Below are 11,512 nucleotides of genomic sequence, written 5' to 3' on the forward strand. Positions count from 1 at the left end.
CCTGTCATGTGGATGTGCTTGTGGCAGCGCCGGTCGGATGGACACGCGTCGGTACGACGTCCATCACCACCACCCCGTCACTGCCGAAGCTGCCTATGCTCTGGATACTGCTGCTGTCGTTGTTGCTGTTGTGCTGGTTGTTCCTCGCGTCCGAAAAGTGGGTGTGGTGGAAGGCCGCTGCGTTCTCGCTGCTGCTGCTGACGCTCAGCGCATGGTGGCTGATCGACAAGCTGTCGGGTGATGGGCTCAACGCTGCAACGCTGTACCACCTGGGCGCCGACATGGAAGGCGCCGGTGTCTCCGACTTCAAGGGCTATATCGCCGGCTTCATCGTGCTGGCGCTGGTCTCGCTGCTGCCGCTGTTCGCCACACGGGTCAAGCGCTGGCGCCGGCCCGGCCACGGTGGCGCATTGTTTGCCGGTTTCGCGGCCGTATGGGTGGCCACGATCATGATCAGCCCGCTGGCCCGCGACGGCCAGCGCCTCTACCAGCAGCTGCGGCCGGTCGACTTCGCCCGCATCGCGCCCGAATACCAGGTGCCGACGCAGCCGCTGCAGCGCCCGCGCAACATCGTCTGGATCTATGGCGAAAGCCTGGAACGCACCTACCTGGACGAGAACGTGTTCCCGGGCCTGATGCCCAATCTCAACCGTCTGGCCACGAAGTCGCTGGACGTGCGCGGCCTGGCCTCGGCCGAAGGCAGCGGCTGGACCATCGCCGGTCTGGTCTCGTCGATGTGCGGTGTGCCGCTGACCACCTCCCAAGGCGACGAGAACAGCATGGACCGCATGGGCAGCTTCCTGCCCAAGGCCGTGTGCCTGGGCGACTACCTGAAGCAGCAGGGCTACACCAACCACTATCTGGGTGGCGCCAACGGCCAGTTCGCCGGCAAGGGCCAGTTCCTGGCCAGCCACGGTTTCGATGAAGTACACGACCTGGCGTGGTTCAAGCAGCAGAAGAAGATCGGCCGCATCCACTACTCGGCCTGGGGCGTGCACGACGACGTGCTGCTGGACACCGCCTACCAACGCTTTGAACAGCTCTCGCGCGCCGGCTCACCGTTCATGCTCACCACGCTGACCATGGACACCCACCATCCGGCGGGCCACCTGCCGGTGTCGTGCAAGGGCGAGCGCTACCAGAGCCAGTACGGCAACATCAACATGCTCAACGCGCTCAAGTGCAGCGACCGCCTGATCTCGCAGCTGGTGCAGCGCATCCAGGCCAGCCCGTACGGCAAGGACACGCTGATCGTGATCGCCTCCGATCACCTGGCGATGCCCAACGATCTGACCCATATCCTGACCCGGCAGAAGCGCGAGAACCTGCTGCTGTTCCTGGGCGATGGCGTTGCCCCGCAGCAGCTCAGCGCCGACGCCGGTACCACCCTGGATTCGGGTGCGACCCTGCTCAGCCTGCTGGACCCGAACCTGAAGACGATGGGCTTCGGCCGTTCGCTGATCGACAGCCAGCGCGCGCCCAGCGCCAGCGTGGCCACCCAGCGCGATGGTGGCCGTGACTATCCGCAGTACCTGGCCTTCGCGCGTTCACTGTGGCTGGGCGAACCGACCCGCGAACTGAAGATCGATGGCGATGACCAGGTGGTGGTCGGCCTGCAGCACGTGCAGCCGCCGGTGCTGCTGGAGTACGACAAGGACTGGGGGTTGAAGTCGGTGTACCTGGAGAACACCTCGCGCCAGTTCGACGATGCCAACCCGGACAACACCCTGGCCTATGTCGATCGCTGCACCGCGTTCGAGGATGGCTCAGCCGATGGTGACTGGTGCGCCCTGCTGGTCAACCGTGACAACGGCATCAAGCTGTACCGCGACAATGACCTGCGCGGTGGCATTGCCGTGGATGCACCGCTGGATGCGTTCCAGGGCCCGCGCCCGAGCGTGCGCCAGGCGCACATGATCACCCAGAAGGGCCGCCGTACCCGTGCCGGCCAGTACATGCTGCAGCTGGTGGCAAGCACGCGCCCGGATCGTGGTTTCTGGATCGAGGCGGTGTCCTCGCAACGCAAGGTGGTGCTGGCCCAGCAGTGGGTGCAGCCCGATGCCAACGGCAAGATCAACGTGTCGTTCGGGCTGGACCACGAAGTGGATGATCTGGAGATCCGCGCGTGGTTGAACCACGCCGAGAAGCTGGCGGTGGATACGTTCGCACTGGTGCCCTCGCGCAGCCGACCACGAGGATAGGGGTTTCTTTGCAGGGCTGCGCCCTGCACCTGCTACAGGCCGGAGCAAAGGCAACATCAACGGCAACAGCGTGCATTCCGTGGTTTGGCGGGGCGGTGTCGGAGTGCGGGGACGCCGTGAACCCATCCCTGGGGGCTTGGCAGCCGCTTGCTCGTGTGCGCAGTCCTGCGCACACGGCAAGACCGGGGTTGGGCGTCCTGCCCAACCCGCCCGAGGCATGCCTCGGGCCCATGCGGCTGACACCCCGCACTCCGACACCGCCCCACCTCTGACAGATTCCTGCGGCTGTTGGTAGGTGTCGACCTTGGTCGACACTTCTGTCAGATATCGAAATCAATCTGGGGTCAGATCCGTTTTCCTCCGGAAAACGGATCTGACCCCAAGAGCATGTCCAGCAGATCACGGAAATCTGTCGAAGGCGGGGTGGGTCCGGTTGCGGGGGCGTGAGCCGCATGGATGCGGCGACCGAGCTTACATGGACGTACTTGCAGCGTCCCCCGCAACCGGACCCACCCCGCCAAACCACGGAATGCACGCTGTTGCTGTTGCCTTTGCTCCGGCCTGTAGCGGGTGCAGGGCGCAGCCCTGCAGAACACCCCCTACTCCTGCGGATCGCGGGTGATGTGGATGTCGGTCGGGGTCGACAGCGGGATGTTCCGCTCGGCCAGGATGTGCAGCAGGCTGAAGTACAGATCGCTGCGGGTGGCATACACCTGCCGCGGGCTGGCCACGTACGCAAAACTGTTGATGGTGATCTGGCCACCGGCAATGCTGTCGATGTAGACCGTCGGCGCCGGCTGCTTCAGCACGTTGGTGTGCGCGGTATAAGCATCCAGCAGCGCCTGCCGCAGGTTGCCGACATCGGTGCTGGGTGGCACCGCGAACTGGATCTGGATGCGGCCCTGGTTGTTGCCCATCGTCATGTTGCGCACGGTCTTGGTGACCAGCTCGGAGTTGGGCACGATCAACGTCGACTTGTCTCCCACCTGGATCTCGGTCGAGCGCAGGCTGATGCGGCGGATGTCGCCCTCCTGGTCGCCCAGCTTCACCCAGTCGCCGATCTTCACCGGGCGCTCGGCCAGCAGGATCAGGCCGGAGACGAAGTTCTGGGTGATCACCTGCAGGCCAAAACCAATACCCACCGACAGCGCGCTGACCAGCAATGCCAGCTTGCTCAGCTGCAGGCCCATGGCCGACAGCGCCCAGATCACCGCGATGATGATGCCCACGTAGCGGGCGACGGTACTGACCGAGTTGCGTGCGCCCAGGTCCAGCTCGGTCTTGGGCAGGTAGGTGTCGGTCAGCCAGCGCTGCACCAGCTGGGTGATCGCCAGACCGGCCAGCAGCACCAGCACCGCCAGCACGATCCGCACCGGTTCCAGCTTCGTTCCACCGACATCGAATCCCGAGGTGAACAGCGAAGAGAAGCGCTCGACCACCGCGCCGATGTTGCCGAACGGCGCCACCAGCGCCAGCAGGGCAAGCAGCACGACAATCGTGCGCAGCGCCGCCGACAGCAGCACGCCGGCCTGCTCCAGCCGCGACACACTCAGGCCGGTACTGAGCAGGATGGTCTGGCCGACCTTGCTGTCGGCGTTGAGCATCCAGGTGCTCAGGTCATCGACGAACTTGAACAGCAACGTCGCGGCCAGCACCACGATGCTGCCGCCGATCAGCTGCTGGTTCACGAACTTGGCGAAGTTCAGGTAGCCCAGCAACGTGGCAATGATGGCCGCCACCACCGCGATGTTGCCCGCTACCCGGGCCAGTACCAGCCAGCTGCTGCGGCGCACTGGCGTACTCACGCCAAGGCCATCGGCCTGCGCTTCCAGCTTGGCCTCGGCCTCGGCGGTCTGCCGCCGATGCAGGCGCGCCAGCGTCACCAGCATGGCCATGATCAGGCCCAGGTAGGTCAGGGCAATCAGGCCATCCAGCGCCACCGTGGTGACGTCGCTGGTGCGCGTGGCCTGGTCGAGGGCGACCAGCACCGTGCTCAGCCAGGCCAGCGCCGCCGCGCCCCACGCGTACTTGCGCAGCTTGAGCGCGGCGGTGTCGTCCAGGTTCAGCAGCCGCCACGACGGGCGCTTGGGCACCAGCAGGCAGGCGCTGAGTGCGGCGATGAACGCGGCGCGGAACGTTGCGGTCTCCAGCCCGTCGGCCACCACCTGCAGGCGCGGCGCGATCGCATCGATGGCATCCAGCGCCGTCATCAGCACCACCACCGCATAGCCAGGCAGCAGTGTGCCCACCAGCAGCAGCCACATGGCCAGGCCGGACCGGCGCAGGCGACCATCGGGCGCGCGTTCGGACGCGGCAAAGCGCCGCCCCAGCCTGCGCAGCCACAGCCGCAGCGGGAACATCATCACCAGCGCGGCCAACAGGCCCAGCAACGGCGTGCCCCAGCCATTGGCGCGGATGCCGGCGATCAGCGTGTCACGCCCCTGTTCAGCCAGCGGCGCAACGCGTGCGATATCGATCGGCAGACGCTCGGCGACCTTGCTCCACAGCGCAGGCGACAACGGCGAGGCCACCTTCTGCCCCAGCTCTTCGGTCCGTTGCGCGGCACGCTGCTGGTCGATGTCGGTCGCCAGCTGCTGGGCACGCACGGCACTGGTCTTGGCCTGCGCTACGGACGCGGCCAGGCCGTCGCGCTGCTTGTTGATGGTGCGCCGTTGCGCTGCCAGTTCCGGCGGCTCGGTCGTGCCTTCCGCTGGCGTGCCCAGCTGCGCCAGCTGCTCGTCGAGGCGGTCCAGCTGCGGCTGCAGCGCCTTCTCCAGCGCCTCGGCGTCACGCCGTGCCTTCGAGGCGTCCTCGGACAGCATGGCCAGTGTTTCGATGGCCGAGGCATCACCACGCTTGCGGTCGACCTCCTTCAGCCTCGCATCGATATCCGCCAGCTGCTGCTTCGGCGTGGGGTCCTCATCCTGTGCCAGCACCGGCGCGGACAGCAGGAAGGCAGTGCACAGCAGCAGGACCCACCAGGGCCCCCGTGCACGGATCGATCGCAGGAAAGAAGACACGCAGCCACACCGGTTCGCGCGGACCACCGCGCCTGCGCGCGACTATACGGCAGAGCCGGTCAAGGCCGGATGGGCCCCCCCGCCAGCGTCGCGCATCAGTACTTCAGGCGCAGCTCTTCCACGGCCGGCTGCTGCAGCGCGTACCAGTCCTGGAACTCTTCCTCGGTGATCTCATCGGGCGCATACACCGCCACCGGGTGCCAGTCGTGGTCGGTCGGCAGCGGCTGGCGCGGGCCGGCACGCAGGCTGTAGGCCACGCCTTCATAGTCGACCAGGTCATCGACCTGCGGCCACTGTTCGCGTGCGAACGCGGATTCACTCTTCAACAGGATCACCTGGTACATCGGCACCTCCACCTCGGTTGGATCAGGAAAACACGGCGCTGGCAGCAGGATACCGCCACGCCGGTGACAACGGGCGCTCCGCCGGGGCGACGGAACGTTCTGGACACGGCCATCGCCCCGGCTTCACCCGCCCATGGCAAGGCCATCGGCATCGTGGAGGCCCACCCCTGCCACGACCACCGATGACCGAGCACCCGCCGCTGAAGACCGTTGCCGACCTCAAGCTGCCCCGCTACCTGGGCACCTGGTACGAGATCGCGCGCCTGCCGATGCGCCATGAACCGGAAGGCTGTACCGACGTGTCGGCGCACTACACCCTGCTCGACAACGGCAACGTCGGCGTCACCAACCGCTGCCGCATGGACGGCGAGGTCGAGGAAGCCACCGGCGAGGCCTGCGCCGTCGACAACGACAGCGCGCGCCTGGAAGTGAGCTTCCTGCCCAAGGGCCTGCGCTGGTTGCCGTTCGCCAAGGGCGATTACTGGGTGATCCAGGTCGCTCCGGACTACAGCGTGTCGCTGGTCGGCAGCCCCGATCGCAAGTACCTGTGGCTGCTGGCCCGCGAACCGCAGCTGGACGCCACCGTGCAGGACCATTATCTGGCGGCGGCCCGCCTGCAGGGCTTCGATCTGTCCGAACTGATCCAGACGCCGCATACCGGCCAGCCCACTGCCTGAGCGGCGCCACGCATGGACCTGAAGAGTGGCTACCCGTGGTGGGCGGTACGCAACGGCCTGATCCACGCCTTTCCTCCGCTGCAGCAGGACCTGCGCTGCGACGTACTGGTGGTCGGCGGCGGCATCACCGGCGCGCTGATCGCAGACGAGCTGTCCCATCACGGCCACGACGTTGCAGTGATCGAACAGCGCGACATCGGCTGGGGCAGCACCGCCGCCAGCACCGCCCTGCTGCAGTACGAGATCGATACCCACCTGCTGGAGCTTACCGAGCGCTACGGGCAGGACGCCGCTGCACTGGCGTACCGGGCCTGCGCGGAGGCAATCCCGGCACTGGGCGAAGTGGCGCGCGGGGTGAAGGACGTGGATTTCCAGCGCATGGACAGCCTGTACCTGGCCAGCCGCCATCGCGACGTGCCGCGCCTGATGGCCGAGGGGGAGGCGCGGCGCAGCATCGGCCTGGATGCCCGCTGGCTGGGCCCGGAGGCACTACGGGAACGCTTCGATGTGGACGCTGATGGTGCCCTGCTGACCCGGCAGGCCGCGCGGGTCGATCCCTACCGCCTGACCTATGCGCTGCTGCAACGCGTGCGCCGGCGCGGCGGCAATGTGCATGACCGCACGGTGCTGCACACGCTGACACCCACCGCGCGCGGCGTGAGCGCGGTCACCGAGGGCGGCGCCACCATCCACGCCCGCCACGTGGTGCTGGCAATGGGCTATGCCAACCAGACATGGCTGCAGCAGCGGGTCGCACGCAACCGCAGCAGCTATGCCTTCATCACCGATCCCATCGATGCGGACGTGCTCGGCCGGCTGCGCAACACGATGGTGTGGGAGAGCGCACGCCCGTACCTGTACCTGCGTGCCACCGGCGACCGCCGCCTGCTGGTGGGCGGGCTGGATGACGCCATCGACATCCCCGCGCGCCGGGACCGCCGGGTGCAGGCCAAGGCCGGCAAGCTGATGAAGCAGCTGCGGCACTGGTTCCCACGGCTGGACCCGATACCCGCCTTCTCCTGGGCCGGCACCTTCGCCGAAACCGCCGACGGCCTGCCGTTCTTCGGCCCGCACGAACAGTGGGGCCCGCGGGTGCACTTCGCCATGGCCTACGGCGGCAACGGCATCACCTACTCGATGATCGGCGCGCAGCTGCTGCGGGCCCGGATCGAACGGCGCAAGCATCCGCTGGCGGGGCTGTTCGGGTTCGGGCGGTTGTGACCTGCAGCCAGGCATGGCCTGGCTCTACCCCAATCCGGCGCCGACAGGCATCATTCAAGCAGTCCCTGCTAGCGTCGGCCTGTACCGCCGCGTGTTGCGTGGCCACCTGTCCGCTGGAGCGCCGTCATGATCCGCCCCCTGACCCTGCTGCTGTGCCTGGCCCTGCCGGGAACCGTGCTGGCCCAGTCTGCTGCAGGCGCCACCGCGCCGCAGGCGGCCGGCCTGGATCTGTCGCTGCCGCAGGCGCCGATGCGCTATCTGAACGACCCGGCCCTGCAGCAGGACCCGCCGGGCACGTACTACGGCGACAAGAGCGGCCCGCGCGTACACAACGACGCCAAGATCGCCGACGTGACCGACGACAAGGTCAAGGTGTCCGGCAGCTTCACCACCGGCATCGGCTACTCCAAGAACGGCGGCAACAGCCACTACAACGCCGCCACGCTCAACCTCAGCAAGAACTACACCACCGATGAGGGCAAGACCCACGGGGTCAACGTCAACATCCACGTGAGCGAAGGCAAGGGCCCGGGCTTCTTCGGCCCGTACGGCGGCTACTACGGCCGCGGCCCGGGCTATTGGGATTACCCGCCGCCGTTTGGCTGGTAAGCCCCGCGTCGGGCCTGGGCCGACCAAGAGCGGCCGCTACCGCTGCATGTGCCGGTGGGTGTCGACCTTGCATGTGCCGGTGGGTGTCGACCTTGGTCGACACGCTCTGCGCTCTGTGCCGGCCAGCGGTCGGCACCTACCGGCACGCGAATCAATCCAGCCAGCCATCGCGCTCGCTGTGCAGGATGCGACCGTCGTAACCGCTCAGGCGCACGTCCACCTTCTGGTTGCGGGCATTGCGCGCTTCCAGCGACCACGTCGCGCCATCACGTTCCAGTGAATGGATCTCGCGCAGGCCATGCGCCTGTGCCCGTGCCAGCACCTGATCGGCCCCCAGCAGCGCGCGGCCGTTGTGCTCGTCGAAGATCTCGCCGGTCTTCGGGTCTACGTAGACCTCGCTGAAACGGCCGTCGGCGCGGCTCACGTCGGCCTCCCACAGGCCGTCATCGCGTTCGATCTCGTGGATCTGGGTGTAGCCGGCCTTGCGCAGGGTCTGTTCAACCTGGGCCATGCCCAGCGGTGCGGCCTGTACGGCCGGCACAAGGGCCAGGGTGGCAACGGTGGCGAGGGTGAGCGACTTCAACATGGGGGTTCTCCTGTTCGTGGCCGGACCATCCCGGCAACGCCACGATGCCTGCCCCAGTTAACAGCGCCTTAGCCGTGGCTGTTAGCCCACTGTTAGTCGCCACGGCCAGACTCGCGCCTGTTCCCCCCTTTGCCCACCCCGCATGCTCTCGACCCTGCCCCTGCTGCTGGCCCTGGCCAACACCCCGACCGCCGCGCCCGTGCAGGATCCGGCGCAGCAGGTCGCACGCCGTGCCGTGCAGCAAGGCCGCTATGTGCCGCTGGAAGGCGTGGTGCGCGATGCGCTCCGTCGTTACCCCGGCCAGCTGTTGGAAGTGGAGCTGGACGATGGCGTCTACGAAGTGGAGATCCTGCGCGGCGACGGCGTGGTGGTGGAGCTGGACTATGATGCGCGGAGTGGAAAGCTGCTGAAGACGGAACTGGACGACTGATGCGCATCCTGTTGGCTGAAGACGATGCCGCGCTGGCACAGCGCCTGCTGCCGTTGCTGGAGCAGGCAGGCTACGTGGTCGAGGTGGTCGCCGACGGCCGCCAGGCCGAGGAGATCGGCCAGATCGAGGATCTGCAGGCGGCCATCGTCGACCTGGGCCTGCCCGGGCTGGATGGATTGAGCGTGATCGAGCGCTGGCGCGGCAATGGCCGCAGCTTCCCGGTGCTGATACTGACCGCGCGCGGGCGCTGGCACGACAAGCTGGCCGGCTTTGACGCCGGTGCCGACGATTACCTCACCAAACCCTTCCAGCCCGACGAACTGGTGCTGCGCCTGCGTGCACTGATCCGCCGCAGCCACGGCCACGCCAGCCCGCGCCTGCACTGCGGTCCGCTGCAGCTGGACGTCAACGCCGGCCGCTTTGAACTGGATGGGCAGGTGTTGCCGCTGAGCCCGCAGGAGTTCCGCGTGTTGAGTTACTTCATCCACCACACCGGCAGCGTGATCAGCCGCGACCGCCTCGGCGAGCAGGTCTTCGAAGGCGGCTACGATCCGGATTCGAACGCGCTGGACGTGCTGCTCGGGCGGTTGCGCCGCAAGCTGGGCATTGAGCTGATCCATACCGTGCGCGGCCAGGGTTGGCGGCTGGCAGAGGCATGAGCGCGCGGCAACCTTCGCTGCGCCGGCGGCTGCTGCTGGTGGCCGGCATCGGCCTGGTGCTGGTCTCGGCACTGGCCAGCGTCCTGCTGGGCGAACTGTTCAAGCGCAGCGCGCATGACCGCCTCGACCACGAACTGCAGCAGGACATGCTGACCCTGCTCGCGCAGGCGGAAGTGGATCCGGAAGGGCAGCTGCGCCTGCGCCAGGAACCGAACGACGCGCGCTTCCAGCGGGTGTTTTCCGGTGCGTACTGGCAGATCGCCGACAGCCAGGGCAAGGTGCTGCTGCAGTCACGCTCGTTGTGGGACCAGACCCTGGCCGCCAGCGCCGATGGCCCGGTCGAACGCAACCTGGGCGGGCCGATGCAGCAATCGCTGCGCGCGCGCGTGCAGCAGGTGCGCCTGCCCCGCGCCACGCAGACCTATGTGGCCGTGGTGGCCAACGACCGCAGTGCGCTGGATGCCGACATCGCCGCATTCCGCCAGCGCAGTGCGTTGGCACTGGGCATCCTGGTTGCGGCCTGGCTGGCGGTGCTGGCCAGCCAGGTGCACTTCGGCCTGCGCCCGCTGCGTGGGCTGGGCCAGCAGCTGGAACGCATCCGCCGTGGCGAGGCCGAACGCATCGACCGCAGCCAGCTGGACCGGGAAATCGCGCCGCTGGCCGATGAGCTCGATGCGTTGCTGGACCACCACCAGCGCATGGTCGCGCGCGCGCGCAGCAGCGCCGAAGACCTGGCACATGCACTGAAAACGCCGCTGAGCGTTCTGGCCGCTGAAGCGCAGGGCGAAGGCCGCGATTGGCGCCGCACCCTGCACGAACAGGGCGCACGCATGCGCGCCAGCATCGACCGCTATCTGGCCGCCGGTCTGGCCGTGGACCATCGCCAGCGCAGCGAGGTGGCCCCGGCTGCCGAAGCACTGTGCCGGCTGATGACCCGTGTGCATGCCGGCCGTCGCATCCGCTTCCAGATGGACGTTGCGCCGGGCCTGACCTTTGCCGGTGCCAGCACCGACCTGGAGGAAATGCTCGGCAACCTGATGGACAACGCCGGCAAGTGGGCGCGCAGCGAAGTCCGCCTGCGTGCCCTGGCCCAGAACGATCGGCTGCACATCGAAGTGCGCGATGACGGCCCCGGGCTGGACAAGACCAAGCTGGAAAGTGTCCTGCAGCGCGGCGTGCGCCTGGACGAACGGGTGGAAGGCAGTGGATTGGGCCTGGCGATCGCTGCGGAGATCGCGGCCAGCCACGATGGGTCACTGCGCCTGTCGAATGAGAACCCGGGATTGCGCGCGCGGCTGGAACTGCCGCTGGCGCCGACTGACTGAGTGGAGCCGAGGCGTACCCAGGCGCAGCCGAGCGTGGGTTCGCTCTACAACGGACGATGAGGCAACGGGCTGCTGTGGGGCCGAGCCCATGCTCGGCTCGGCGCGTCCCATCAACGGTGATGCATCCACCAGCAGTCAATCGCGTCCAGCACGATGTGGATGATCAAACCGATGCCGAACAACCGCGTTTTCTTCGGCACGCACAGCCCTGCATAGACCGCAATCGCCGGTGCAGTGTGCAGCGGATGGAACCCGATGCTGCAGCGGTTCGGCGCATAGATCGGATCGGCCAGCAGATGATCCAGATCGATGATCCAACCCAGCAGCATCAGCAACCACGCCGAGGCGAAGCGCTTGCGCCAGAACAGCCATGCCAGCAGGGCTGGCACGGCGGCATGCAGGAACAGGTGGAAGATCGCGCGCGCGCTCATCGGGACCGG

The 11,512-nt window shown here is 67.4% G+C and carries 11 protein-coding genes; 7 read left to right on the forward strand and 4 right to left on the reverse strand.

Annotated elements, in window-relative coordinates; all coding sequences use genetic code 11:
• Nucleotides 1–95: 95 nt before the first annotated feature.
• Nucleotides 96–2,201, forward strand: coding sequence for a phosphoglycerol transferase I (locus SriyCCGPB3_RS19895; protein ID WP_350259657.1), 2,106 nt, complete (start codon nt 96–98; stop codon nt 2,199–2,201).
• Between the two features lie 599 nt (nt 2,202–2,800).
• Here the strand turns inward: SriyCCGPB3_RS19895 and SriyCCGPB3_RS19900 are convergent.
• A complete protein-coding gene (locus SriyCCGPB3_RS19900; RefSeq protein ID WP_350259658.1) occupies nt 2,801–5,221 on the reverse strand; it encodes a DUF3772 domain-containing protein in 2,421 nt (806 codons plus the stop codon).
• Between the two features lie 95 nt (nt 5,222–5,316).
• A complete protein-coding gene (locus SriyCCGPB3_RS19905) occupies nt 5,317–5,565 on the reverse strand; it encodes a hypothetical protein (protein WP_049422925.1) in 249 nt (82 codons plus the stop codon).
• Nucleotides 5,566–5,747: 182 nt separating this feature from the next.
• Between SriyCCGPB3_RS19905 and SriyCCGPB3_RS19910 the strand changes: the two genes are divergently transcribed.
• From SriyCCGPB3_RS19910 to SriyCCGPB3_RS19920, 3 genes are all read left to right on the forward strand, one after another.
• A complete protein-coding gene (locus SriyCCGPB3_RS19910) occupies nt 5,748–6,242 on the forward strand; it encodes a lipocalin family protein (protein WP_350259659.1) in 495 nt (164 codons plus the stop codon).
• 12 nt (nt 6,243–6,254) lie between these two features.
• The gene (locus SriyCCGPB3_RS19915) at nt 6,255–7,463 is read left to right on the forward strand and encodes an NAD(P)/FAD-dependent oxidoreductase (protein WP_350259660.1); all 1,209 of its coding nucleotides are present in this window, start codon (nt 6,255–6,257) and stop codon (nt 7,461–7,463) included.
• A 126-nt stretch (nt 7,464–7,589) separates the two neighbouring features.
• Entirely contained in the window at nt 7,590–8,072 is a 483-nt protein-coding gene (locus SriyCCGPB3_RS19920) for a hypothetical protein (RefSeq protein WP_153854712.1), read from the forward strand.
• A 151-nt stretch (nt 8,073–8,223) separates the two neighbouring features.
• Here SriyCCGPB3_RS19920 and SriyCCGPB3_RS19925 read toward each other — a convergent pair whose 3' ends face one another.
• Entirely contained in the window at nt 8,224–8,658 is a 435-nt protein-coding gene (locus SriyCCGPB3_RS19925) for a PepSY domain-containing protein (protein WP_197612476.1), read from the reverse strand.
• A gap of 142 nt (nt 8,659–8,800) precedes the next feature.
• Between SriyCCGPB3_RS19925 and SriyCCGPB3_RS19930 the strand changes: the two genes are divergently transcribed.
• From SriyCCGPB3_RS19930 to SriyCCGPB3_RS19940, 3 genes are read left to right on the forward strand one after another with little or no spacing between them, the layout of a single operon-like run.
• Nucleotides 8,801–9,088, forward strand: coding sequence for a PepSY domain-containing protein (locus SriyCCGPB3_RS19930; RefSeq protein ID WP_153854714.1), 288 nt, complete (start codon nt 8,801–8,803; stop codon nt 9,086–9,088).
• Nucleotides 9,088–9,747 carry a response regulator transcription factor gene (locus SriyCCGPB3_RS19935; RefSeq protein WP_153854715.1) on the forward strand — a complete coding sequence of 220 codons (660 nt, stop codon included), beginning with the start codon at nt 9,088–9,090 and terminating at the stop codon, nt 9,745–9,747. Before SriyCCGPB3_RS19930 ends, SriyCCGPB3_RS19935 begins: the two co-directional genes overlap by 1 nt.
• Nucleotides 9,744–11,072: an ATP-binding protein gene (locus tag SriyCCGPB3_RS19940; protein WP_350259661.1), complete on the forward strand. Its 1,329-nt coding sequence runs from the start codon at nt 9,744–9,746 to the stop codon at nt 11,070–11,072. The genes SriyCCGPB3_RS19935 and SriyCCGPB3_RS19940 overlap by 4 nt, the downstream gene beginning before the upstream one ends.
• 110 nt (nt 11,073–11,182) lie before the next feature.
• On the opposite strand, the gene SriyCCGPB3_RS19945 is transcribed toward SriyCCGPB3_RS19940, so the two are convergent.
• Nucleotides 11,183–11,503 carry a DUF6122 family protein gene (locus SriyCCGPB3_RS19945; protein WP_005411369.1) on the reverse strand — a complete coding sequence of 107 codons (321 nt, stop codon included), beginning with the start codon at nt 11,501–11,503 and terminating at the stop codon, nt 11,183–11,185.
• Nucleotides 11,504–11,512: the final 9 nt, after the last annotated feature.

The sequence above is a fragment of the Stenotrophomonas riyadhensis genome (genome assembly GCF_040256885.1).
GTDB classification, from domain to species: Bacteria; Pseudomonadota; Gammaproteobacteria; order Xanthomonadales; family Xanthomonadaceae; genus Stenotrophomonas; species Stenotrophomonas riyadhensis.